This is a genomic window from Bradyrhizobium sp. 40 (genome assembly GCF_023100925.1).
Lineage (GTDB): Bacteria > Pseudomonadota > Alphaproteobacteria > Rhizobiales > Xanthobacteraceae > Bradyrhizobium.
On record NZ_CP064688.1, the window covers coordinates 2,629,343 to 2,651,860 of the forward strand.

At 64.6% G+C, this 22,518-nt stretch carries 32 protein-coding genes and 1 pseudogene; 15 read left to right on the forward strand and 18 right to left on the reverse strand.

The window, feature by feature from the left end:
* Positions 1 to 115: 115 nt before the first annotated feature.
* The 3 genes from IVB40_RS12485 (at position 116) to IVB40_RS12495 (ending at position 2,719) form a co-directional block, all read left to right on the forward strand.
* A complete protein-coding gene (locus tag IVB40_RS12485; RefSeq protein WP_247818952.1) occupies positions 116 to 1,108 on the forward strand; it encodes a Tim44 domain-containing protein in 993 nt (330 codons plus the stop codon).
* Positions 1,109 to 1,252: 144 nt separating this feature from the next.
* Positions 1,253 to 1,933: a lectin gene (locus IVB40_RS12490; protein ID WP_027567610.1), complete on the forward strand. Its 681-nt coding sequence runs from the start codon at positions 1,253 to 1,255 to the stop codon at positions 1,931 to 1,933.
* Between the two features lie 78 nt (positions 1,934 to 2,011).
* The gene (locus IVB40_RS12495; RefSeq protein WP_247819525.1) at positions 2,012 to 2,719 is read left to right on the forward strand and encodes a glutathione S-transferase; all 708 of its coding nucleotides are present in this window, start codon (positions 2,012 to 2,014) and stop codon (positions 2,717 to 2,719) included.
* Between the two features lie 32 nt (positions 2,720 to 2,751).
* On the opposite strand, the gene IVB40_RS12500 is transcribed toward IVB40_RS12495, so the two are convergent.
* The 3 genes from IVB40_RS12500 to IVB40_RS12510 form a co-directional block, all read right to left on the reverse strand.
* A complete protein-coding gene (locus IVB40_RS12500; protein WP_247818953.1) occupies positions 2,752 to 3,426 on the reverse strand; it encodes an isoprenylcysteine carboxylmethyltransferase family protein in 675 nt (224 codons plus the stop codon).
* 116 nt (positions 3,427 to 3,542) lie between these two features.
* Positions 3,543 to 3,716 carry a hypothetical protein gene (locus IVB40_RS12505; RefSeq protein WP_197031138.1) on the reverse strand — a complete coding sequence of 58 codons (174 nt, stop codon included), beginning with the start codon at positions 3,714 to 3,716 and terminating at the stop codon, positions 3,543 to 3,545.
* Positions 3,717 to 3,967: 251 nt separating this feature from the next.
* Positions 3,968 to 4,441, reverse strand: a complete 474-nt coding sequence (locus IVB40_RS12510; protein ID WP_027567612.1) for a hypothetical protein — start codon at positions 4,439 to 4,441, stop codon at positions 3,968 to 3,970.
* A gap of 225 nt (positions 4,442 to 4,666) precedes the next feature.
* On the opposite strand from IVB40_RS12510, the gene IVB40_RS12515 reads away from it, so the two are divergent.
* Positions 4,667 to 6,322, forward strand: coding sequence for a fumarate hydratase (locus IVB40_RS12515; protein ID WP_027567613.1), 1,656 nt, complete (start codon positions 4,667 to 4,669; stop codon positions 6,320 to 6,322).
* Between the two features lie 156 nt (positions 6,323 to 6,478).
* Here the strand turns inward: IVB40_RS12515 and IVB40_RS12520 are convergent, their stop codons facing one another.
* From IVB40_RS12520 to IVB40_RS12545, 6 genes and pseudogenes are all read right to left on the reverse strand, one after another.
* Complete coding sequence (locus IVB40_RS12520) at positions 6,479 to 7,399, reverse strand: SH3 domain-containing protein (protein WP_247818954.1); 921 nt, start codon at positions 7,397 to 7,399, stop codon at positions 6,479 to 6,481.
* Between the two features lie 14 nt (positions 7,400 to 7,413).
* Positions 7,414 to 7,710, reverse strand: coding sequence for a hypothetical protein (locus tag IVB40_RS12525; protein WP_007602176.1), 297 nt, complete (start codon positions 7,708 to 7,710; stop codon positions 7,414 to 7,416).
* A gap of 104 nt (positions 7,711 to 7,814) precedes the next feature.
* Positions 7,815 to 8,369: a septation protein IspZ gene (locus IVB40_RS12530; protein WP_027567616.1), complete on the reverse strand. Its 555-nt coding sequence runs from the start codon at positions 8,367 to 8,369 to the stop codon at positions 7,815 to 7,817.
* 12 nt (positions 8,370 to 8,381) lie between these two features.
* Positions 8,382 to 8,957, reverse strand: coding sequence for a hypothetical protein (locus tag IVB40_RS12535; protein ID WP_247818955.1), 576 nt, complete (start codon positions 8,955 to 8,957; stop codon positions 8,382 to 8,384).
* Positions 8,958 to 9,034: 77 nt separating this feature from the next.
* A pseudogene (locus IVB40_RS12540) lies at positions 9,035 to 9,305 on the reverse strand (hypothetical protein).
* 38 nt (positions 9,306 to 9,343) lie between these two features.
* Entirely contained in the window at positions 9,344 to 10,741 is a 1,398-nt protein-coding gene (locus IVB40_RS12545) for a carotenoid oxygenase family protein (protein ID WP_247818956.1), read from the reverse strand.
* A gap of 106 nt (positions 10,742 to 10,847) precedes the next feature.
* Between IVB40_RS12545 and IVB40_RS12550 the strand changes: the two genes are divergently transcribed.
* On the forward strand, positions 10,848 to 11,573 hold the full coding sequence (locus IVB40_RS12550; RefSeq protein ID WP_247819526.1) for a TetR-like C-terminal domain-containing protein: 726 nt from the start codon (positions 10,848 to 10,850) through the stop codon (positions 11,571 to 11,573).
* A gap of 45 nt (positions 11,574 to 11,618) precedes the next feature.
* Positions 11,619 to 12,266 carry a DUF6321 domain-containing protein gene (locus IVB40_RS12555; protein WP_247818958.1) on the forward strand — a complete coding sequence of 216 codons (648 nt, stop codon included), beginning with the start codon at positions 11,619 to 11,621 and terminating at the stop codon, positions 12,264 to 12,266.
* Here IVB40_RS12555 and IVB40_RS12560 read toward each other — a convergent pair.
* A complete protein-coding gene (locus tag IVB40_RS12560) occupies positions 12,263 to 12,883 on the reverse strand; it encodes a hypothetical protein (RefSeq protein WP_247819527.1) in 621 nt (206 codons plus the stop codon). The two genes, IVB40_RS12555 and IVB40_RS12560, sit on opposite strands and share 4 nt — an antisense overlap.
* Before the next feature lie 165 nt (positions 12,884 to 13,048).
* On the opposite strand from IVB40_RS12560, the gene IVB40_RS12565 reads away from it, so the two are divergent.
* Positions 13,049 to 13,609, forward strand: a complete 561-nt coding sequence (locus IVB40_RS12565) for an SET domain-containing protein (RefSeq protein ID WP_027567622.1) — start codon at positions 13,049 to 13,051, stop codon at positions 13,607 to 13,609.
* Between the two features lie 144 nt (positions 13,610 to 13,753).
* Here the strand turns inward: IVB40_RS12565 and IVB40_RS12570 are convergent, their stop codons facing one another.
* Positions 13,754 to 14,152: a hypothetical protein gene (locus IVB40_RS12570; RefSeq protein ID WP_247818960.1), complete on the reverse strand. Its 399-nt coding sequence runs from the start codon at positions 14,150 to 14,152 to the stop codon at positions 13,754 to 13,756.
* 38 nt (positions 14,153 to 14,190) lie between these two features.
* Complete coding sequence (locus IVB40_RS12575) at positions 14,191 to 14,421, reverse strand: hypothetical protein (RefSeq protein ID WP_026233166.1); 231 nt, start codon at positions 14,419 to 14,421, stop codon at positions 14,191 to 14,193.
* 101 nt (positions 14,422 to 14,522) lie between these two features.
* On the opposite strand from IVB40_RS12575, the gene IVB40_RS12580 reads away from it, so the two are divergent.
* Together IVB40_RS12580 and IVB40_RS12585 are read left to right on the forward strand one after the other, a co-directional pair.
* Positions 14,523 to 15,344 (forward strand): helix-turn-helix transcriptional regulator, encoded by an 822-nt coding sequence (locus IVB40_RS12580; protein WP_027567624.1) that lies wholly within the window; start codon positions 14,523 to 14,525, stop codon positions 15,342 to 15,344.
* Positions 15,345 to 15,411: 67 nt separating this feature from the next.
* Positions 15,412 to 16,077: a DsbA family oxidoreductase gene (locus IVB40_RS12585; RefSeq protein WP_247818961.1), complete on the forward strand. Its 666-nt coding sequence runs from the start codon at positions 15,412 to 15,414 to the stop codon at positions 16,075 to 16,077.
* A gap of 8 nt (positions 16,078 to 16,085) precedes the next feature.
* Here IVB40_RS12585 and IVB40_RS12590 read toward each other — a convergent pair whose 3' ends face one another.
* Positions 16,086 to 17,249, reverse strand: coding sequence for a GNAT family N-acetyltransferase (locus IVB40_RS12590; protein ID WP_247818962.1), 1,164 nt, complete (start codon positions 17,247 to 17,249; stop codon positions 16,086 to 16,088).
* A gap of 159 nt (positions 17,250 to 17,408) precedes the next feature.
* On the opposite strand from IVB40_RS12590, the gene IVB40_RS12595 reads away from it, so the two are divergent.
* Complete coding sequence (locus tag IVB40_RS12595) at positions 17,409 to 17,837, forward strand: YeeE/YedE family protein (RefSeq protein WP_247400545.1); 429 nt, start codon at positions 17,409 to 17,411, stop codon at positions 17,835 to 17,837.
* A 5-nt stretch (positions 17,838 to 17,842) separates the two neighbouring features.
* Complete coding sequence (locus IVB40_RS12600; protein WP_247400418.1) at positions 17,843 to 18,310, forward strand: DUF6691 family protein; 468 nt, start codon at positions 17,843 to 17,845, stop codon at positions 18,308 to 18,310.
* Positions 18,311 to 18,367: 57 nt separating this feature from the next.
* Here the strand turns inward: IVB40_RS12600 and IVB40_RS12605 are convergent, their stop codons facing one another.
* Both IVB40_RS12605 and IVB40_RS12610 read right to left on the reverse strand, forming a co-directional pair.
* Entirely contained in the window at positions 18,368 to 18,697 is a 330-nt protein-coding gene (locus IVB40_RS12605; RefSeq protein ID WP_247818963.1) for a hypothetical protein, read from the reverse strand.
* Between the two features lie 109 nt (positions 18,698 to 18,806).
* The gene (locus IVB40_RS12610) at positions 18,807 to 19,211 is read right to left on the reverse strand and encodes a hypothetical protein (protein ID WP_247818964.1); all 405 of its coding nucleotides are present in this window, start codon (positions 19,209 to 19,211) and stop codon (positions 18,807 to 18,809) included.
* A gap of 182 nt (positions 19,212 to 19,393) precedes the next feature.
* Between IVB40_RS12610 and IVB40_RS12615 the strand changes: the two genes are divergently transcribed.
* Positions 19,394 to 19,627, forward strand: coding sequence for a hypothetical protein (locus IVB40_RS12615; protein WP_247400416.1), 234 nt, complete (start codon positions 19,394 to 19,396; stop codon positions 19,625 to 19,627).
* A 253-nt stretch (positions 19,628 to 19,880) separates the two neighbouring features.
* On the opposite strand, the gene IVB40_RS12620 is transcribed toward IVB40_RS12615, so the two are convergent.
* Positions 19,881 to 20,123, reverse strand: a complete 243-nt coding sequence (locus IVB40_RS12620; protein ID WP_247818965.1) for a PilZ domain-containing protein — start codon at positions 20,121 to 20,123, stop codon at positions 19,881 to 19,883.
* 180 nt (positions 20,124 to 20,303) lie between these two features.
* Between IVB40_RS12620 and IVB40_RS12625 the strand changes: the two genes are divergently transcribed.
* Complete coding sequence (locus tag IVB40_RS12625) at positions 20,304 to 20,597, forward strand: HdeA/HdeB family chaperone (RefSeq protein WP_247818966.1); 294 nt, start codon at positions 20,304 to 20,306, stop codon at positions 20,595 to 20,597.
* Positions 20,598 to 20,703: 106 nt separating this feature from the next.
* Here the strand turns inward: IVB40_RS12625 and IVB40_RS12630 are convergent, their stop codons facing one another.
* A complete protein-coding gene (locus IVB40_RS12630) occupies positions 20,704 to 21,168 on the reverse strand; it encodes a PaaI family thioesterase (protein ID WP_247818967.1) in 465 nt (154 codons plus the stop codon).
* Positions 21,169 to 21,528: 360 nt separating this feature from the next.
* Between IVB40_RS12630 and IVB40_RS12635 the strand changes: the two genes are divergently transcribed.
* Positions 21,529 to 21,840 (forward strand): hypothetical protein, encoded by a 312-nt coding sequence (locus IVB40_RS12635; protein WP_027567635.1) that lies wholly within the window; start codon positions 21,529 to 21,531, stop codon positions 21,838 to 21,840.
* A gap of 104 nt (positions 21,841 to 21,944) precedes the next feature.
* The gene (locus IVB40_RS12640) at positions 21,945 to 22,199 is read left to right on the forward strand and encodes a hypothetical protein (RefSeq protein WP_027567636.1); all 255 of its coding nucleotides are present in this window, start codon (positions 21,945 to 21,947) and stop codon (positions 22,197 to 22,199) included.
* 9 nt (positions 22,200 to 22,208) lie between these two features.
* Here IVB40_RS12640 and IVB40_RS12645 read toward each other — a convergent pair whose 3' ends face one another.
* Positions 22,209 to 22,442: a hypothetical protein gene (locus IVB40_RS12645; protein ID WP_027518878.1), complete on the reverse strand. Its 234-nt coding sequence runs from the start codon at positions 22,440 to 22,442 to the stop codon at positions 22,209 to 22,211.
* Positions 22,443 to 22,518 lie beyond the last annotated feature (76 nt).

Sequence of the window (22,518 nt, forward strand, 5' to 3'; positions counted from 1 at the left end):
AAGCTGCCGCCAAAGATGGGCTTTTGCCACATCCCCGCGACTGAGGGCCGCAGCCATAAGTTCCGATAGTGGCTTCCTTTTTACGGAAGGCTGCCCATCTTAGGGGCACGTCCCCATGCCGGGGATCTGGGAAACCAACATGAATTTCTCGCAACGCTCCCGCAGTCTCTTCAAGACGATTGCCGTCGTGCTGGCGCTTGCGCTGCCGACTGCGCTGGCGATCTCGTCCGCCGACGCGCGCGTCGGTGGCGGCATGTCGTCGGGCTCGCGCGGTTCGCGCACCTATTCGGCCCCGCCATCGACCACGACCGCGCCGGGCTCGACCTCGCAGTTCAATCGGACCTACACCCAGCCGGGCGCAGGCATGAATTCGGCTGCCGCCGCACCCGCGCGCGGCGGCCTGTTCGGCCGGGCCGGCGGCTTCATGGGCGGCCTTGCGGCCGGCTTCCTCGGCGCAGGCCTGCTCGGCATGCTGTTCGGCGGTGGCCTGTTCGGCGGTCTCGGCGGCCTATCGTCGATCATCGGTCTGATCATCCAGATCGTGCTCGTGGTGCTCGTGGTTCGGCTGGCGATGTCGTGGTGGCAGCGCCGCCACACCCCGCAGGCGGCCTATGCCAACGCTGACGCCGGTGCCGGTCCGGGACCGCAGGCGAACAATCGTAGTGGTCTTGGTGGCGGCTTCGGCTTCGGCGCCAACAACGCGCCGCTCGAGATCAAGCCGGACGACTATGAGGCGTTCGAGCGTCTGCTCGGCGACGTCCAGTCCGCCTGGTCGAACGAGGATGTGGCCAAGCTGCACACGCTCGCGACGCCGGAAATGGTCTCCTATTTCGAGCAGGACTTCGGCCAGAACCGCGCGCGCAATGTCGTCAACAAGGTCAGCGATGTGAAGCTGTTGCAGGGCGACCTCGCGGAATCCTGGCGCGAAGGCGAGACCGATTACGCGACCGTGGCGCTGCGCTTCGCGCTCACCGACAAGACGCTCGACCGCAATACTGGCGCAATTGTCGCCGGCAGCGAGCAGCCGGGCGAGGCCACCGAAGTCTGGACCTTTGCCCGACGTCCGGGCGGCGCCTGGGAATTGTCGGCGATCCAGCAGACCAACTGATCGCAGGCGACATGAATAACAAAGGCGTCGTGCTTCTTGCACGGCGCCTTTTTCTTTTGGGCCTCTCGCATCGCGGCACCGGAATAAGCGGGCCTGCGTCGGGTTGAAATCTGGCGGCCAACGAAAACACAAAGGGAGGACAGGATGATCCGCATTGAGAGATCCGTGACGATTTCAGGCCTCGCGCTCGCCGCGGCCTTGTTCGCAGCACCATCTGCGCAGGCGCAGTCGGCCGACATGACGTTCTTCGTGACTTCCAATGGTCCTGGCAAGGGCGCCGATCTCGGTGGCCTGGAGGGGGCCGATGCGCAGTGCCAGAAGTTGGCCCAGGCCGGCGGCGCCGGCAGCAAGACCTGGCGCGCTTATCTCTCCACGCAGACCGCCGACGGCAAGCCGGCCGTCAACGCGCGCGACCGCATCGGCAAGGGACCGTGGCAGAACGCCAAGGGCGCTGTGATCGCCAAGGACGTTGCCGACCTGCACGGGGCGGCCAACAACCTCACCAAGCAGACCGCGCTCAGCGAGAAGGGCGAGGTCATCAACGGCCGCGGCGACACGCCGAACCGGCACGACATCCTCACGGGTTCGCAAGCCGACGGCAGCGCATTTCCCGCGGGTGACGACAAGACCTGCAAGAACTGGACGTCGAGCACGCAAGGCGCGGCGGTCGTCGGCCATGCCGATCGTCAAGGCCTGCGCGATGACGAGCCGTCGAAATCGTGGAACAGCTCGCATCCCTCGCGCGGCCCCGATGGCGGCTGCTCGCAGGCCGATCTGAAGAGCACCGGCGGCGACGGCCTGCTGTATTGCTTCGCGTCGAATTGAGACGCGGAACTCGCTCCGCCCTCATGGAGTTCGTGGTTGCGTGCTACACTCGCCGCCACGCAATCACTGACCCCTTTCATGAAATACGAGCTCTATTATTGGCCCGAGATCCAGGGCCGCGGTGAATATGTGCGGCTGGCGCTGGAGGAGGCGGGCGCGGCTTACATCGACGTGGCGCGTGGCCCACGCGGCACAGCTGCGATGATGAAGATGATGGACGCGCACAAGGGCACGCCGCCCTTTGCGCCGCCGTTCCTCAAAGCCGGCAAGGTCGTCATCGGCCAGACCGCGAACATCCTGCTCTATCTCGGCGCCCGCCACGCTCTCGCCCCGAAATCGGAAGCGGGTCAACTCTGGGTGCATCAGCTCCAGCTCACGATCACCGATTTCGTGGTCGAGATTCACGATACCCATCATCCGCTCGGGCCCTCGCTCTACTACGAAGATCAGAAGCCGCCGGCGAAGAAGCGCACGGCCGACTTCTGGGGCGAGCGCGTGCCGAAATATCTCGGCTATTTCGAGCAGCTGCTTCAAAACAATGGCGGCGCCTATCTCACCGGCCGCAAGCTGTCCTATGTCGATCTCTCGCTGTTCCAGATCGTCGCGGGGCTGCGCTATGCGTTTCCGAAGCGGATGAAAGCGTTCGAGACAGATATCCCAGGCCTCGTCGGCCTGCACGACCGCGTCGCGGCGCGGCCGAACATCAAGGCCTATCTCGAAAGCCGCCGCCGCATTGCCTTCAACGAGCAGGGCATCTTCCGCCGCTACCGCGAATTGGATGGTTAGCCGGTCCGGAGGTGCCGAGGGGGGTTGCGCGCTCACCATACGCCAGGAAACAGGCGATAGCGCACGCGCGTCACATAGTCGGCATAGCCTGGCAGGCCCTCGCGCAGCGTGCGCTCCTCGATGCGAGTGCGGATGGCAAACAACAGGAGGAACAGCGGCACCATCATAAGTCCCCACCATGAGCCCAAAAGCAGCGGCACGCCGGCGAAGAACAGGATCATGCCGCTATACATCGGATGGCGCACATGGGCATAAGGCCCCGTCGAGATCGCGCGCTGCGCGCGCTCGGCTTGCAGTTTCACCACGGGCGCCGCGAACGAGTTCTCGCGGAAGACCCAGAGGATGAACAGTGTCGAGAGCAGGAACAGGGCGAGGCCGAGTATCTGCGCCGCCATCGGCATATCGGAGGCTAGCGTACGCCGGTCGAGCCCCATCGCCGCCAGCCAGACCAGCATCGCGACGACGAAGACGGCCATGAACGCCTTGTCGGCAGCGGGCTGGTCCTTTTGCAGGACCGGCCGCAGGCGTTCGGCGAGCAGTGCGGGGTCGACCCGGTAAAGCCACCAGCCGCAGAGCGGGCCGAGCAGGGCGGAGATCGCGAGGAACCCCCAGGCCGACGGCCAGTGCAGGGTTCCGGCGCACGCGAACAGCAGCGCGCCCATGGCGGCGGTGGTGATCGTGCTCTGCAACAGGAGTCTTGCGATCATGCGCAGGTCTCAGGGTAGCCGCGCACGATATTGGTCCCGCTATCCGGCGAAGATACGGCCGGACACGCGAAAAGCCCGATCGACCGGATCGGGCATTTCATCTTCGACGCGGCTGATCAGGCGAGCTGATCGATCCGCGTACCCTGACCCGGCGGCAGCGGCGCGGGCGGCGGCGGCTTATAGGTCGGGTCGTTGTCCTTGGTCTTGATCTGGTCGTCCTGCTGCTTGTTCGTGTCGTAGCTCGGCACCACGATCGCGATCGGCGGCGGCGAAACGGTAGAAACGCTCATCCACAAATCCTCACATATGGAAACAATTGATCCTGCGCCGCGAGACCCGAAATTTCCTTCAAGCCAATCGTTAAAATGCGAGGGATCTGGTGCGGTGGGATGTGCTCTCGGACCTCTCCTCGTCATTGCGAGCGCAGCGAAGCAATCCAGTCTGTCTCCGCGGAGGGATTCTGGATTGCTTCGCTTCGCTCGGAATGACGGAGTCTGTAGTGGGCGGTGTGCTGTCAGACGCACACCGCGCGGGGGACCGCCTATTCGTCCTTGCCGCGCGTGATCGCGATGGACGCATCCGTCTTGGTGCGGGTGCATTCCATGTTGAGACGCCGGTAACGCATGCTGATCTTGTCGCCGCGCAAGAGCCCCATCCGTTTCAGGCAGCGTGTCGCGCCCGTCGTCGTATCGTCCTTGGTCACGGTGAAGACGATCGCCGCCATCGACCCTACCAGCGTAAAGAACTCCGGTTTCGGCTTGCGATCGCCCTTGGCATAGAGCTCGATCGAATATTTGTCGCCACGGCAAGCCACGGACAATTCCTTGGCCGCGGGATGAGTCAGATAGACGACATTCGCGGCGCGGAAATTCACCTTGAGGCGATCGACCTGGTTCGCCAGCTCCTTGGCGCTGTCATCGCAGCGGTCCGCGCGAGCGGGCGAGACGAGGGTCACAAGGCCGGTGATGGCGGCGGCAACCAGGATCGCGCCGCGGACGTGCAAGTTCAATGTCATGATGAAAAGCCCCTTAGCGGGCGCATTCAATCGTCGTCCCGCGCGTAGCGCAAGGGGTGCACCCAGGGTCTTCACTGGCATCATGAGGGCCTGGTGTCCGCGGCCAGCCGCCGAATCCGGATGCCCCGACCGCACCAGAGCGCCTTCCCTTTGCGGCAAAAAAGCTTAGAACGCTTCTATGAAAGGGGCCCATGCGAGGGCTCCAAAACCCCGAGATTCCAGCCCATGAACGCTCCCACCGCCTTCCCCGACCCCGCAAAGCCCGTTCCGCCCTACAAGCACACGCCGCTGTTTCCGCTGGGCAAGGACGAGACGCCCTACAAGAAGATCACGGCCGAGGGCGTGCGGGTTGAGAAGGTCCTGGGGAAAGACATGCTGGTGGTGTCGCGCGAGGCGCTGCGGGACCTGTCGGAAGCCGCCTTTGGCGACATCAACCACTATCTGCGGCCGGGTCATCTGAAGCAGCTCCGCGCGATCCTGGAGGACGGCGAGGCGAGCCCGAACGACAAGTTCGTCGCGCTGGACTTTCTCAAGAACGCCAACATCGCCGCCGGCGGCGTGCTGCCGATGTGCCAGGACACCGGCACCGCGATCATCATGGGCAAGAAGGGCTGCAACGTCATCACCGACGGTGACGACGAGGCGGCGCTGTCGGAAGGCGCGCGCGATGCTTACCTGCGCCGCAATCTGCGCTACTCGCAGGTCGCGCCCTTGTCGATGTACGAGGAGAAGAACACCGCCAACAACATGCCGGCGCAGTGCGAGATCTACGCCGAAGGTGATGACGCCTACAAGTTCATGTTCATGGCGAAGGGCGGCGGCAGCGCCAACAAGAGTTTTCTGTTCCAGGCGACGCCTTCGGTGCTGACCAAGGACCGGCTGCTCGCCTTCCTCAAGGAGAAAGTGTTGACGCTGGGCACTGCGGCGTGCCCGCCTTATCACCTCGCGATCGTGATCGGCGGCACCTCGGCCGAGCTCTGCATGAAGACGGTGAAGCTGGCGTCGGCTCGCTATCTCGACGCGCTGCCGACCCACGGCTCGCCCGACGGCAACGCGTTTCGCGATCTCGAGATGGAGCAGGAAATCCTGAAGATGACGCAGTCGCTCGGCGTCGGCGCGCAGTTCGGCGGAAAATATTTCTGCCACGACGTGCGCGTGATCCGCATGCCGCGTCACGGTGCCTCGCTGCCGATCGGGCTGGGCGTGTCCTGCTCGGCCGATCGCCAGGTGCTCGGCAAGATCACCAAGGACGGCGTCTATCTCGAAGAGCTCGAGCACAACCCGGCGCAGTATCTGCCTGAGGTCGAGCAGTCGCTCGGCGGCGAGGTCGTCAAGATCGACCTTAATCAGCCGATGAAGGATATCCTTGCCACGTTCTCGAAGTACCCGACCAAGACGCGGGTCTCGATGACCGGCACCATGATCGTCGCGCGCGATTCCGCGCATGCCAAGCTGCGCGAGCGGCTCGACCAGGGCGAGCCGCTGCCGGACTATTTCAAGAACCATCCGGTCTATTACGCGGGCCCGGCCAAGACGCCCGAGGGCTACGCCTCCGGTGCGTTCGGCCCCACCACTGCGGGCCGTATGGATTCCTTCGTCGATCAGTTCCAGGCCGCCGGCGGCTCGATGGTGATGGTGGCTAAGGGCAACCGGGCGGCGGCCGTGCGTGAGGCTTGCAAGAAATATGGCGGCTTCTATCTCGGCTCGATCGGCGGTGCCGCGGCGAACCTTGCCGAGCACTGCATCAAGAAGGTCGAGGTGCTCGAATATCCCGAGCTCGGCATGGAAGCGATCTGGCGCATCGAGGTCGTCGACTTCCCGGCGTTCATCATCATCGACGACAAGGGCAACGACTTCTTCAAGGAGTTGAATCTGGGTTAGCTGCCTCACTCGCACCTGCGTGCGAGTAATTGTGCATGCCCCCCATCACGATCGTCATGCCCGGGCTTGTCCCGGGCATCCACGTTCTTGGTGCGGCGAGGAAGACGTGGATGGCCGGGACAAGCCCGGCCATGACGATGCGGATGCCTCAGCGTGCTAGCTGCAATTCGTGACTTGGTTGGAGCACAGCCCGCGCCACCAGCCGCGGACGCCGTCCTGGCTCTCGACAAGGCCCCAGAGGCCGCTGCAAGCAAAGATGTGCTTCGGTCCGCCGTCGGTGTCGATCGGGCCGCCGAGCTCGCGCTGGGCCGGCATCCATTTCGCATCGACGAAGGGCGCCTGGAACAGACCGCCCATGCGTGTCGCGCCATTGGCGTAGGACGCGCCGACCTTGTTGGAGGCGACCCAGCCGCGTCCGGCATAGGGCTTTGGTGCGCTGCGCGGATATTTCTTGTCGTCCTCGTAGTCCTTGCCCGGCGGCTTGGCGCCTTCGATCAGAAACCAGCCGTTCTTGAAGCCGATGATGCGGAATTCAGTGAGCCAGCCGCCATCGGGCGTGTTCTCGCTGCCGCCGAGCTTGAGCCGGTAAGGCGGCGGAAGCGTGCCGAGCACACGCGCCTTGATCGATGGTTCAGCACGCACGTTGAGGCCGTCAGGATCCTTGTCGACGGACCATGCGCCGAAATCACAGGGCTCGGTGCCGTCGGGAAGCGTTGAGCGCCTGGCGGCGAGATCGGCGTGCAGCTTTGCGAACTCAGTGTCGTCGTTGTCAGGATCCGGCCCGCTACGCGGCTTCAATTCGGCCGAGACTGCGCGCGTCGCATCCGGCGTCAGCGCGACCACGAGAGCCTGGCGCGCGACGAACACGCTTGCAGGTGACTTCGGATCGTTCGATGGGGCCGGATAGACGGCGAGGTAGCCCGTCGAACCTTCGGTTCGATAGGCCGTGCCGGCGACATGGCCTGCCGGTAGCATGGCGAGCGCGCTAGCCCGCCACGCCGGTTCGGCATCGTCCGCGCGCGCCGCTTGGGTCGCGACACACAGGATCGTCGCCGCGATGAAACCGAGCGCGCGCACGGTTGCCGCGCGGCTTACGCGCGCGTGCCGGTGAACGGGAAGCTGCCCATCGGGCCGATGCCCATCTCACCGCTCATGCTGTCGCCGGAGACGGTTCCGATGAATTCGAGCGTCAACGGCATCGGATTGGTGATCGAGACCTTCCAGTTGACGGCATCGCCGCTGACGGTGCCGTCGAAAATCTCGGCTGTATCGCCTTCCGCACCCTGCGTCCCCGTGAGCGTGCCGCCGGCAGCCGTCAGGCTCAGCGTCGCCTTACGCTCCCCCATGGGTGTCGTCAGGGTCAGAGTCCAGTTGCCGTCGACGGCCATTCGCGTCTCCCAAGATCCCGGCGGACCGCGACGATCCGCGGACCAGTCCCGGCCGAGCGTATAGCGCAACTCGCCGCCCGCGCCTAACGCTCCGTTGGAGGCATTTAGGCGCGGGCGGCGGCGCGCCGTCGGCTGGTGACGATGAGACGGAGCACGACATATTGCACGGCGAAGGCGACGATCTTGGCGCCGCCCGCGACCACGGTGATGTAGAACGCCCACAGCTTCAGATCGCCTGTGGAGGCGACGGCGATCATGCCGGCACCGATCACGAACATCAGCGCGGCCCAGGCATAACCCGCTGCCGTCACGTACTCCGGAACGGTCTCGACGACGATCGATGGCATGTAGCGCAGCATCCAGCCGCGCTTGAGCATGATGGCACCGATCGCGAAATGCGCGATCGAGGGCTTTGCGAGCATGAAGCGGGGATCGTTGGTCAGCAGCGTGACGGTGCCCAGCACGACGACGAGCGCGACGCTCGCATAGGTCATGTAATTGAGCTGCTGCCCCTTGACGCGCGCGTAGATCACCTGCGCGATCGCCCCGGCAATCGCCACCGACGTTGCCAGGACGACGTTGTCGGTAACGAGATAGATGACCAGGAAGACGATGGCGGAGAAGAGGTCGGAGGCGAGGCGGGCGAATACGTCCTTCATCGTCGATCCTGTTCAGCGAGTGTGGGGCAGTGCGCTGGTCGGCGCACCGTACTTGATCTGCCGATATTCGGGATACCATTTTGTGAAATAGATCGCGCTGTTGCGGGCGGCGAAGGCGACCGCAAGGCTCGACCAGAGCGGCAGGCCGGGGACGTAGAGCAGCACGAGATTGGCGGCCGCCATCAGCAGTGCAGCCGCGGTCCATGCGCCGGTGATGACGTAGTTGGCATAGTGGAAGCCGGGCATTGCCGCGATCTCGGCCGGCACGGATTCGAGCGCGTATTGCAGCGTGAAGGGACGGCGGACCAGCATCGAGCCGAGCGAGATGACGAAGATGCCGATGTCGACCGACAGCTTGACACCGAGTGTGCCGAGCGCCGGGTTGAACAGCGCGAGGTGGAGGCCGATTGCGGCGAACAGCAGCGCCGAGCCCATAGCCAGGATCTTCACCGAGCGGCCGCGCACGACATCGATCGCGACGGTCGCGAGACAGATTGCCGAGGCTACGAAGACGCTGATCGTGGCCGAGGTCATCAGCATCAGGAAAGTGAAGGCGCCGTAGGGCGCGAGGATCAGGAAGATCGCCATGGTTCGCCTCGGTCAGTCTTTATCTTTACGATGTAAAGATCAATAGGTCAGGAACGAGCCGGGGTCAAGCAAAATCTTTACAGTGTCAAAATGACGTAAGCGACTTCCAAAAAACTGAATTGCTGCAACGGCTTGGTCGGTCATTTCGTCGATGACGCCGGCCCAGGGCAGGTGCGACAGCACAGGTAACGCACAGGCGGTCGAGAGGACGAAGGCGAGCAGGATACCCCCGTTGAAGACGATTTGGCCGCTCCGCCGCGGCCGGATCATCTGGAGCGTGATCCCGGCGCAGATCAGGAACAGGATCAGGACAGCGAGGCGGTCCGCGGCGATCGAGGGCATATGCATGAGAGACCTTTTGGTGACATCAGCGATGTCGAGAGGAGCTAGCGCGCGCCGACCCAATTGCCGTGAAAACCGTCGGGCACGCGATGGCCGAGCTGCACCAGCGCGACGGGGCCGGTCTCGACATCTCCGGCATTGAACACGGCGAGGTCGCTGCGGTTCTCCCGCGCGCGCCAGACCACCGCCACCAGCCAGCCATCGCCTTCCGCCGCATCTTTCGACCGCTCGACGAACACCGGTTCGGAGATGGTGTCGCCGGCCGGCAGCAGATAATGGCCGAGGCGCTTGCCATTGCCGTCGACGTGAACGACGCCGGATAGCGCGCCGAACATCGGCAGCTTTGGATTGGCGCAGGCGTACCAGCCGTGACGGCTCCTCAATCCGGCGCGGCGGTCGTCGATGCGCGGGAACTCGCCGGTGAGATCGTCGAGATAGGTCTGCTGAAAGCGGTCGGTGTCGCCTGAGAGATCGAACGTCCAGCGGCAATGCCGGGCGCGCGACTTCTCCGGGTCGGTCGGCCGACCATCGGGATGCGGAAACAGCGGCGCTTCCCCGAATTGCATGACGTCGGCGATGATGCGGTCACCGTCCTCCCACGCATTCATGACGTGGAAGACGTAGCAGGCTTCAGCGCGGAACCAGACGATGTCCTTCGCGCTGCCCTTGCGCTTGATCACGCCAACATAGGCGCCCTTGTCCGGCTCCCAGGCGTAGGGAGGCCGTCCGCTCATCGCGCGCTCTATGCTGCCGGTGAGGGGCAGGATCGGAAACAGCACGTGGTTCTCGGTGACGATGAAGTCGTGCACCATGCTGGCATAGGGCGCCTCGAAGCGTTCGAAGCGCGTCGCCTTGCCGGACGCATCGATCGAGCCGTAGGAGAGGGTGGGCGTCAGGGGTCCCGCGGCGTTGTAGCCGAAGAACACCAGCTCGCCCGTGACGGGATCGATCTTGGGATGCGCCGTGAAGCTGCCGGCAACGCGGGCGTGATAATTGTGATAGCCGCGCGTTGCGAGCGTGCCCGGCTCGATCTCGGTGGGCAGATGCGCTTCTTCCAGCGCAAGCAGCTTGCCGGCATGGAAGATGATGTTGGTGTTGGCGACACCGCCGTCAGTGAGGTTTTGCGGCGCATCTGGCAGCTTGCGGCCGAAGCCGCCGAACAGCGCGCGGCCGGCATCGTGCTCGGCCAGCCATTTCGGCGTGCGGATCCAGCGGTTGCGATAACTGGCGCGGCCATTGTCGAGATGAAATGCGTGCAGCATGCCGTCGCCGACGAACCAGTGCGCGCCGGGCGAGTCGAACTGCGGATTGGGGCCGTTGCGATAGAGCGTGCCGTTCAGGTCGCGCGGCAATTCACCGATGATTTTCAGGAAGGGCGCGTCGGCCTCGAACGGGATCGGACCGAGGTTGTGGCGGCGTTCGGCAACGGCGTCCTGCTGCACGGCGTATCCCTCCTTATCTTTACATCGTAAAGATGAAATAGCCATGTGAGAGGGCTTGGTCAAGCGAAATCTTTACACTGTCAATATGGCGTCCTATAGCTGGCCGATGGGCAAGAGCGAAATCAGGACAGAAACCGCGCGCGGTGCGCGCACCTCAAAAAAGGCGAGCGCGCCGGCGCGTCCCGCGCGACAACCGGCGAGCGTCAAGTCCGAGGCGCCCTATCATCACGGCGCGCTGCGCGAGGCGCTGCTCCAGGCCGCCGAACGGGTGCTGGAGCGGGACGGGCTCGCCGGCCTGACATTGCGCGCGGTGGCGCGCGAAGCGGGGGTCTCGCATGCGGCGCCCACCCATCATTTCGGCGACCTCACCGGGCTTCTCAGTGAGCTCGCGGCAGTCGGCTTCCGCCAGTTCAATGCGGCGATGGCCTCGTCCTCTGACAGCGCCACCACCCCGCGCGAGCGCGCGCTGGCGCGGCCGAAAGCCTATGTCGCCTATGCCCAGGCTCATCCTGGCATGTACGGCATCATGTTCCGCACCGAGCGCCTCGACTATTCCAGGCCGTCGCTGCACGAGGCCGCCGAGGCGTCCTTCGCGGGGCTTGCCAATGCCGTCGGCATGATGCGGCAGGAACAGATCCGCGGCGACGCGCTGACGCTCAATCAGGGCGCCGCGATCGCGCGCGCCTGGTCGATGGTGCACGGTTTTACCATGCTGCTGCTCGATGGGCGGCTGGAGGATATTCTGGGGCGCCTGCCCGAGGGCACGACTCCCGAACGCCTGCTCGAGGCGATGCTGATGTCGCCCGTGACGGGGAAGCCGCCGGGTCCCTGATTCGCTCGGGACGCAACCCCAGCCGTGATGAGGCGTTGACGCCGCATGGCAAAATCATCCCGTGCCCCCTGGAAACGATCAAACCCGCGCAAGCGCGCCGGCAAGGCGTCCAAGCATCTCACGCCTGCGCAGAAATCGGCGGCCAAGGCGCGTGCTCGCCGCGCCGGGCGCAGCTATCCCAACCTCGTAGACAACATGCGCATGGCAGCGAAGAAACCGTCCAAGGCGAAAGCTTCGAAGAAAAAATCCGCCAAGAAGACGCCCAAGCGCAAGGTTACAAAGAAGGCCGCAAGGAAAAAGTCTGCAAAGAAGAAAGCTGCAACGACGTCGCGCAAGCGCCGCGCATCCCCACCCGAAAAGGATCCGCGGGGCGGCTTGACCGCCGCGGGCCGCAAGGCTTTCGCGCGCAAGCAAGGCGCACATCTGCGGCCGGGCGTCACCAAGACGGCATCCGAGATGACACCGCAGGAGATGCGGCGCAAGGGAAGCTGGGCCGTCCGTTTCTATGGTCGCGCCAAGCTGCCGCCCCTCGTCGACGCCAACGGCCGGTCGACCCGGCACGCCTTGTCGGCGCATGCCTGGGGCGAGCCGGTTCCGAAGACGGTGGCGGCGGCGCGGCGCATCGCCGCGAAAGGTGAGCGCCTGCTGGCGCGCTACCACCGCGCCAAGATGCGGACCAAGACGAAAGCCTAGCGCATCGTCGCGAGTTCGACCGCGCGGCCGCGCGCGCCGATGATCTTCACCTCGTCCTTGCCGCAGATGAAGCTGCGGGCGAACTCGTCTGCCGCCTTGCGCGCCAGCTCATTGGCGTTCCGGTTGGCGATCGCGTCGACATAGGCGACGTGGCAGACGGGGCCGGGTGGCAGCCGGGTCACGATGAGCATGGCCTTGGTGTTCGGCCGCCCCTGCTTGTCGGGATCGGTGCCATCGGCGATGTGCCAGCGCTGGATCATCGCAAACGGCTTGGCCCCCGCGATGAGCCATTCGACGGTGGTTTCGGACGAGTTGAACGGAGCAAACCAGACTTTTGCCGCCGGTTCCTCGGCCGCGGCCTTGCGATTGCGGCCGACGGAGACGACCTCGCGAAGATCATCCTCGGCGATCAGGACCACGAGGCCATCCTTGCCCTTGCAGACCCGCGTGGTGCTGCCGTCGAGCTCGCTGGGCTTGCCGATCTGGCGGCAATCCTTCGGGGCCGTCGAGGTATATTGGCTGCCCACGGATTGGGCGTCGGCGCGGCCGAGACCGCTGCACATCAGCAACATGACCAGGAGCAATATGGCCAGAGCTGCGGTGGTGATGCGGAACATGACGATGCCTTTGGTCGAGCGGGAACTCCGTACCATCAGACGTCTTGATTGTGGGCAAGGTTCAAACAGGGTCGACAGACACCTGACAGCGGCGCGGAATCGTTCTAGAAGAGCGGCTTCGCTTGGGCTCTTTCAGCCTCGTTCGCGTCCTCGTTTTTCGTGATCATGCCAGCCACCTCGTCCAACAAACCTTATCGCGTCGGCCGCTCGAAAACCGGGCTCGGCCTCTTCGCCACCAAGCCGATCAAGAAGGGCACCCGGATCATCCGTTATTACGGACCGATCCTGGACTCCCGGATTCCCGAGCACGACGACATCGAGAACAAATACCTGTTCGAGCTCAACGGCCGCTGGACCATCGACGGCTCGGTGCGCAAGAACCTCGCGCGCTACATCAACCATTCGTGCCGGCCCAACGCCGAATCCGACGTCCGGCCGCGCGAGCGCAAGGTCTTCATCCGCGCCATCAAGAACATCGAGCCGGGCGACGAGATCAATTACGACTACGGCACCGATTATTTCAAAGCCTACCTGAAGCCGATCGGCTGCAAGTGCGAATCTTGCGAGAAGAAGCGCAAGAAGCTGCGCGCCGAGGCGCGGGCCGAGCGCGCCAAGGTGAAGGCGCGCACGGAGCGCAAAGCGCAGAAGGCGGGTGCGAAGGCCGCCAAAAAGAAGAAGCTCAACGGCGTCGCTGTTGGCAAGGCGAACGGCCGCGCGCGGGCGTAGCCTGAGTTCGAGCTTCTCGCACAACTGTCATGCCCCGCGAAAGCGGGGGCATCCAGTACGCCGCGGCCTTTCCGTATGCGACGACTGCCTCTGGAATACTGGGTCGCCCGATCAAGCCGGGCGACGACAGCGAGTGATGTGGCCTCAGGCAGCCATCACACTCCCGCTCCTGCGCAATCCCACATATTGCAGTTCGGCAAACACGCCGGTCGCGATCGCCTGTGCCACGACCATGAGCTCGCCGGCAAGGTTCGGCGACACCGCGCCCGAGAGCAGCAGCGCAATGCTGCCGACCGTCCAGGCCGCGTTGCCGACGACGACCAGCAGCACGAGCGGCTTTGCCACGGAGGCGCGTGAGGCGAGCCAGCCGACGAGTGCCGTGTAGGCGATCAGGAACAGGCCGGTCTCGCGCAGCAGCGCTTCAGGCAGGTTGAACAGCGACGCGAACGCGCTGGCGCCGAACGTGAAGCCGAGAGCGGCGACGCCGCTGAAGATCGCGTCGGCAAGGAGCGCGCGGCGAAGGAAGGTGGATGCGTCGATCATCGTGGGTCTCCATGGTTGGGGTGGGCTCAAGGTGAAACTCAGTGCAATCCGCGCCACCAGGCCCGAAGCAGGCGGGCGAGGCGGAACGGGCAGAGGCTCCTGCCGACGCTGTGCTCGAAGGCCGTGACCTGCGCGACGACGTAGTCGCCAGTCGAATGCACCAGCGGCTCGGGCATGTTGAGGCTGCGCGCCAGCATCCGGGTTGCGAGCGCCATGGCCCAGGGAACTAGCTGGTCTGTGACGGTCCGGTAGAGCAGCAGTGCGATCATGGTCGTCTCCTGTTGCGACCCAAGATGCGCCGGCCCGCGGACCAATTCGATTACCTCCGACGTAATGGAAGGGCCGAAATCTGCGTGCTAGGTTTTCGACCATGAACGCACATGCATCCACGGCACAGGCCGAACGCAGCCAGCCAATCCATATCGGCGACCATTTGCGCGAATGGCGGCAGCGCCGCCGCATGAGCCAGCTCGATCTCGCCGGCGAGGCCGAAATCTCGGCGCGGCATTTGAGCTTCGTCGAGACCGGCCGCGCCGCACCCTCGCGCGACATGGTGCTCAGACTCGCCGAACGTCTCGACGTGCCATTGCGCGAACGCAACGTGCTGCTGGTCGCCGCCGGCTATGCCCCGGCCTTTCCGCAGCGCCCGCTGGAGGATCCCGCCTTGAAATCAGCTCGCCAGGCGATCGACCTCGTCCTCAGGGCGCACGAGCCGAATCCGGCGCTGGCTTATGACCGGCACTGGAATCTGGTCTCCGCCAACCGCATGCTGGCGCCGCTGCTCGCCGGCATTCCGCAGCGACTGCTCGGCCAACCGTTCAACGTGCTGCGGCTCGCCTTCCATCCGGAGGCGCTGGCGCCGCGCACGGTCAATCTCGCGGAATGGTGCGGGCATCTCCTGGAGCGGTTGCACCGGCAATGCGAGGCGACGGCCGATCCCGAGCTGATCAAGCTGTACAACGACCTGAAGAGTTATCGGATCCCGGCGCGCGCGGCGCCGCTGTCGAGCGACAATGTCGCGATCCCCTTCAAGCTGCGCCACGACGGGGAGATACTCAGTTTCTTCTCCACCACCATGGTGTTCGGTACGCCCGTCGACATCACGCTGTCGGAGCTGGCTCTGGAAACCTTCTTCCCGGCCGACGAGCGCACTGCCGAGCGGCTCCGACAAATGGCAGCAGCCATGAGCTAGCGGCCTTGCCTTGGAACGGGTTCGGCTTATCTTTGGGCGCAACCCGCAACGCCCGAAGGAGGCGCTCATGAGCACCCTAAAGCCGCTCCAGATCGACGTCGTTTCCGACGTGGTGTGCCCCTGGTGCTATATCGGCAAGCACCGGATCGAGAGTGCGCTGGCGCTGGTGCCCGACGTTCCGGTCAAGCTCAATTTCCGTCCCTTCTTCCTCAATCCCTGGGTGCCGTCCGAGGGCATCAGCCGGGAGGAGTATCTCACCAAGAAGTTCGGCTCGGTCGAGGCCTATAAGGGCATTGCGGGACGCGTCGTTGCGGCCGCGGGCGAAGAGGGGCTCGTCTATCGGCCCGAGCTTGTCGCGCGTCAGCCCAACACCACCGACTGCCACCGCCTGATCCTCTGGGCCGTGGCGATCGGCAAGGCGCCCGAGATGAAGCAGCGCCTGATGGAGCTGTATTTCCGCGACGGCGGCGACCTCACCGATTTGAACGTGCTTGTAAAGGCGGCTGCCGATGTCGGCCTCGATGCCGACGACGTGCGCAAGCGCCTTGTAACCGACGAGGACGTTGCGCGCGTATCGGCGGATGCGCAGGAGGCCGCCGACAAGGGCATCTCCGGCGTGCCGACCTACGTGTTCGCGCAAAAATACGCCGTCTCCGGCGCGCAGGATCCCAACATGCTCGCGCGCGCCATCCGCGAGGTCTCGGCGGAGATCAACGCCCAGGCGGCGGAGTAGGAGTTATCCTATTTACGAAGCAGGCGAACTGCGCGGCGCGCCGCCGTGTAGGCGATGCCGTGCGCCGCGAGCGCTCCGTGAACGAGCGCCACGATCGGATCGTTCCGCCGCAACGGTATCAGCACGTCGCCGACGGCGAAGCGCCCGCGCCAGATCGGGTTGATCATGGGGTGATCGGCGCTCGCGGTGGAATCCGCGCTGGCGATGGCCGGATCGGCGCAAAGGCGGCGGGTGAGCTCGAGCGTGAGCTGCACGCCCGGCGAATATCTGGCAAAGCGCTCGTCGATACCGAGCTTGAAGAAGAAGGCGCGATCCTGATGGCGCAGCACGATGCCGGCGGCCACCGGCGTGGCGCCGGCGCGAAGGGTGATGATCTCGCATTGCGCGGTTTCTGCCAGCGCGGGAACGGCGCGGCGGATGAAGGTTGCATCGCCGGCATGCTGGACCAGCGCGGTTCCGCGCTTGCCCTTCCAGCCACTGGCTTCGAGCTGCAGGAATGTTTCGAGCGCCGGCCCGATCTCGTCGGGGCTGTGCGCGACCTCGAACAAGACGGTGCCGTGGTCTTCGAGACGATGCCGTTGGCGGCGCAGCTCCTTGAGCTTTTTGGTGCCGAGCGCGTCGCGTAGCAGCGTCTCACCGTCCAGCGTCGCGTCCAGGCTGGCGCGGATGTAGGAGTTCAGGAGGCGCGGCTTCAGGCCGTGGCGATTCAGAACCTGATTGAGGACGGTCATTGCCGCCCCATCGAGCGCGACATCGTTCAGCACGAGCGCATGCGCTCCGGTCGCGCGGGCCTGCTGCAACAGGCGCGTCGCTGCCTCGGTCGGGGCATCGCGGTCGATCAGCGGGCTGCACAGCGTGCCGTAGGGATGGGCGCTCACCAGCGCGGGCAGGGGGATCTTCCATGCCCGCCAGAGCGAGATCACCGGCATAAGCCCGACCAACCGCGATCCATCGTATGCGGGAAGCGCCGAGGCATCGGTGCGGCCGCGCGCGGTTGCACTGACAGCGAGCTCCCAGCCCGGCAGGTAATATCCGTTAGGCTCGATCGCGCGCTGCGCGAGTGCGCGCCACTGGCCGGCTTCGATCGCCGCAAGCGGGACGCGCGCGCGCGCCGCCGCGGCAGGCTTTGCCGATGCCGGATTGATCGCAGCCTGGTGCGCGATGTCGACCACGTCCCGTCGTCCCCGTTCAGGAGGCCATGCTTAGCGCAAAGATTGGAAAATACCGTTGGGACGCCGCTTCAATTCGAGTGGTAATATTAACGTCTCGTTGAGCATCCGCCGGATGTTCCGATGGATACGACAGAATTGCTCTCGACCCAGAGGATCATCATGGTCGTCACACCTTTTACGCCGATTGCGTCGCTCTTTGGCGGCGCGTTGATCGGCCTGTCCGCCGTGCTGCTGATGTGGACGACGGGGCGAATCGCGGGAGTCAGCGGAATCGCGGCGCGGCTGTTTCCGCCTTACGAGGATCGGCAATTCGCCGGCCGGCTCGCCTTCGTCGCGGGCCTCGTCATCGCGCCCGTCCTGGTGCGCCTTGTCACCGGAAGCCTGCCGGCGCAAACGATCGCCGCCGGAACGCCGCTTCTGATTGTCGCGGGACTGCTCACCGGTTTTGGCGCGGTGTGGGGTAGCGGTTGCACCTCCGGCCACGGCGTCTGTGGCTTGTCGCGGTTGTCGGTGCGATCGCTGGTCGCGACCATGACCTTCATGGCGGCCGGCATGGCGACCGTCTTCGTGATGCGCCACTGGAGCTGACCGCGATGACAATCCTCATTCAATTCGGGATCGGTGTGGTCTTTGGCCTTGGCCTCATCGTCTCAGGTATGTCGAACCCGGCAAAGGTCCTGAATTTCCTGGACGTTGGCGGCATCCCGGCAGGAACTTGGGATGCAAGCCTCGCTTTCGTGATGGCCGGTGCGATCGCGGTGACCTTCATCGGCTTCGGCCGCGTCTTGAAACTGGCGCGGCCTGCCTTCGCCGATCGCTTCTATGTCCCAACGCGAAAAGATATCGATCCGAGAATTATCGCCGGTCCCGCCATCTTCGGTATCGGCTGGGGCCTTGTAGGCTTTTGTCCAGGCCCGGCGTTGACCGCGCTCGGATTTGGCTCGGCGTCCGCATTCATTTTCGTCGCCGCGATGTGTGCTGGCATGGTGCTCGCCCGCTTCATCGCGCAGCTTCCGTCGGCAACGCGTGTCGTCACGCCGGCAGATCCGCTCGAAACCTGACATGGGCAGGACCGGGCGAGTTGTCTCGTCCGGTCCTGCCTGTCATGGCTTCATCGACTACCAGCGATCGCCGACACCGACGCCAACACTGACGCCGGGCGCGCGGATGCCGACGCCTCCGCGCGGACCATCGTCCCAGTCACGATAGGTGCGGCGCTCGTAGTAACGGTCGCGCGGCATGGTCGCGTAGGAGTCGCGCACGATCACGCGCGAGCCGCCGCGGGTGCGATAGCAATTGCCGGAATCGTCGCAGATCAGCCGCACTTCCTGGACGAGATCGGGGCTGGTGTATTCGCTGGTCGTGTAGACGTCGGCGGCCTTCGCGCCGCTCACCGCTGCCAAGGCTCCGACGCCAGCCAGCAACGCAATCGTGAATGTCCTCATCATGTCCTCCTCGAAACTGCCCTCGGCGGTAACAAGAAGGGGAGGCGGCGATCGTTCCGGCAGAACTACAGGTTTTTCCCGGAACCGGATCGCTTGTCGGCGTGATTTGTTCCTAGATCGGTTCGTAGCTTTCCGATCCGCAGATGTCGTCCGCTTCGGCGCGGCGGCGATCGATTACCTTTCCGCCCGATATGGTCACGATGTAGGTCTGTGGGCCGAGCGGCGAGCCGGTCGCCGAGGTGAGCTGGGCGCGGACGCAAGCTGTCCAGCCCGGTCCCCGCACCTCACGATGAGGCGTGGCGACATGCACCTCACGCGGATAGGACGTGCTGAGGAAGACGAATTCGATCTGCTCGCGCACGACGCGCTTGACGTCAGGGGGCGCTTCGGGCGGAAGCTGCTCGGCCTCCTTCATGCGCATGAACTCGGGCACCGGTGCGCGGCTGTCCGCAAAGCCGCAGGCCCCGAGCGCGAGCGCGCTGGCCAGCAGCGCGGCATGAATAATGATCCGCAACATCCGTGAAGGTCCCCTGCGGGCCAAAATAGGCACGAATGCGATCCGACGAAGACCCGGCCGATCAAGATTTGCTGAAGCCAGCATTTCCCGAAGCCAAGATTTCCTCAGGCCCTTGGAGCCCGCAGCATTGGCTATTCCATAATTGCCGGCTAGTTTGTGCGCCAGACGAGGGGATTGCGTCCATGAGGATTTTGATCATAGCGGCCGCGGTGCTGGCGCTGGCGGTTGCCTCCGCGCAGGCGCAGATGGGCGGCGGCAGGCGTCAGCCTAACGAGGGCGGCCAGAAGGCGGACAACAAGCCTAAGGTCGACGAGAAGGCCTACAAGGCCGCACTCGAGCGCATTCCCGAGTCCAAGGAGAAGTACGATCCGTGGAGCGGGGCGCGTCCGCCTGAACCTGCCAAGAAGCCGAAATAGCTGAGGCGGGCGCTGGCGACCCGCTCCTGCTATTTGGCCGCTCTCATCACGCTCCTCGCATCGTCACCGCAGCCAAGCATCGGGCGGCAAACGGCTGGCCCATGGCAAGCCTGCTGGCCAGGCGAGGTTACGTCGTCGTGCTCGACCGCGACACCGGCAAGCCCATGTGAGTCTGCGCGAGCCGCCGCCGTCGCATCAAGCAATCATCATCGTGTTGTGGATGTGATGCGAATGATCATTCACACCGTATGCACTACTGTACGAAAGCGACGCCGATGCGCCTCTCGCTGCGCCAGACGGGGCGGCATTTGCGCACGAAATTGTCGCGCGCGATCGCGAGCGTGAACGATTGCGGCACTGTGACGAGGGCATCGAGGTCGATTGCGGCGCCGTTCGCCGACATGTTTCGCACCGTGCACGTGATGCCGCAATTTTCAAAGGCGATCGTTCCACCCTTGAAAACACGGTAACGCTGCGCTGCACGCTTCTCGATCATCCGCGTTAATCCATAATGTTATTTGTGAAGTAGTGCATAGAAATTACGTTGAACTAAACTCAATACTGGCGCTACTTGCACAGCGCTTCAGATTTCGTTTACGACGTCGAAGCGGAAGTCACTCCGCGGATTTTCCCCCAAGCCGTTCCTTTGTGGCGCTACGCGCCGATGGAGATATTGATGAAGACCACGCTTTCGCTTCTGTTCGCCGCAGCGCTCTCGCTGTCGTCCGTGCCCGCCCATGCCGCCAAGCTCGATCTCGCGACCATGAGCTGCAAGCAGTTCCTGGAGAGCGGCGACGACACCATCAAGATGGTGCTGACCTGGATGGACGGCTGGTACAAGGGCGATGAAGAGAACGCGATCATCGACACCGACGTGTTCGTCGAGAACGCCAAGCAGTTCGGCAGCTATTGCGGAAAGAATCCGAACGTCAGCATCGTCACGGCGGCTGACGAAGTGCTCGGCAAGTGACCTCTCCCGCGTGACGGCGCGACGCGCGATCGCGTTTCCTGCCTCGACACGACGCTATCGAGAGCCGCGGTGCGCTGTGCGCTCACGCGGCTTTCTTCTTTGATGCTCACCCCTGCAGCATCGCGAACGCGCTCGACACCATCGCCACCGGCTTGTTGTCGGTGGCCGAGAGCAGCGTGACCCGGCCAAAGCTCATGGTGCGCCCGAGTCGGACCACGCGGGCGTCGGCCAGCACGTCCGACGAGGAGACTGCGCGCATGAAATGCGTGGTCTGGTCGACCGTCGTCATCGGGCGATAGCCGCGGTTGGCGGCGAGGTTCGCAATCACCATGGCGGTATCGGCGAGCGCCATCAGCGCCTGGCCGCAGACCACGCCGCCGTTGCGGCACAGGCGCTCCGAGAACGGCATGCGCAAGAGCGCTGCCGGCTGCCAGTCCGGCACGTCCGGCGGCGGCATGTGCTCGATGCGCTCGACCGACAGGTTGAGATCCTGGACCCAGGGCGCAAAGACCTCGCCGAGGATGCGTCTGGCTTCAGTGATGCCGAACTCGGCTTCTGGCTGCGATGGCATTGCTGTCGTTTCCTCCGTGTTGCCGGATGTTCGGCATTCCGAGCGGACCGGCGCGGCAAAGTCACCCGGACTGCCGCGGGTCCCGTCGGCTTGAAAATGCCTGACTTCGCCCGGTATGATGCCACGGAGTGGGTATGGGTGGGTGATGTTGCGTCGGTATGTCCTCGTGTTTTGTCTGGCCGGGCTCGGCCTGTTGCTGAACGGGTGCACCAAGTGCGGCCCGATCTGGGACGACTGGCTCCACGCGCCGAAATCGTGCAAATCGGACCGGCTCTAGCGGGCCGAGCAGCCCCTGCGGTTGTGCCAGGGGTGACAAGGCGCGGGCGACCCGCGCCGCCATGGATGATCAAGGAGTCGATGATGAAGCTTTTCCGTATGGCCGCGGTGCTGGCTGTTCTGGCGGGACCGACCGTGCTGGCGGGACCGGCCTCTGCGCAAATGCCCAATCTCAATTTGCTGCAGGACGGTCCGGGCAAGACCCCTGAGGAGAAGGCCGCGGAAGCCGAGCGTGACAAGGCCTACAAGGAAACGCTGAAGAAGATTCCGGATTCCAAGGCCTCCAACGATCCCTGGGGCGGCATGCGCTCCGACCCGCCGAAGCAGGCGGCGGCGCCAAAGGCGTCGGCCGCGACCGGTGCGCCGAAGAAGAAGTCCGGCACGACTGCCAATTGACCTTCTGTCCGATCGGAGGCGGCTGATGCCTCCGGCCGGGACTCCATTTCGGCCGGCCCGCTTCCTACATTGCGCGAGAGCGTATTGCGTAAAGGAGGCGGGATATGGCCGATCGTCCGCGAGATCTCGCCGAGCGGATGGCGCGCCGGCGCAAGATGGGCGGCAAGCCCGGCGCGAGGGCCGGCGACGGCTATCTGCGCGAAACCTTCACGCTGCCACGCGCGGCGGCACGGGAGAGGGCGCAGGCTTTCTTCACCCGCTACCCCAAGGCCGGCTATATGAGCGCGGTCGAGACCTGGCGCGAGCTGCCCGGCGGCGACATCGAATTCACGATGCGGCGGCTGCCCAGCGCGGATTAGGCTTGGCCCCTATTCGAAGGTTTCCGATGTGATGCGGATCCGGAACACGGGCTCCTTGGCCTCGTCCAGCAGCTCCATATTCCATTCGGAATTTTCCTGGAGCTTGCGGGCGATGCCGGCAGCCATGTCGGCGCAGACGCTGGTCATCTCCTTCCAGGCCAGATCGCGATCGGCAAATTCCGACGCCTGGTCGGCACAGCCGGAATAGCTGCCGTTCCGGATTCGAAAGAAGTAGAGCGGCATGGTTCGCACCGATCGCGCCTGATGGCTCCGTCCCCACGGCCATAATCGCGGGCAGTCCAATCCCAAACCGTCGGCA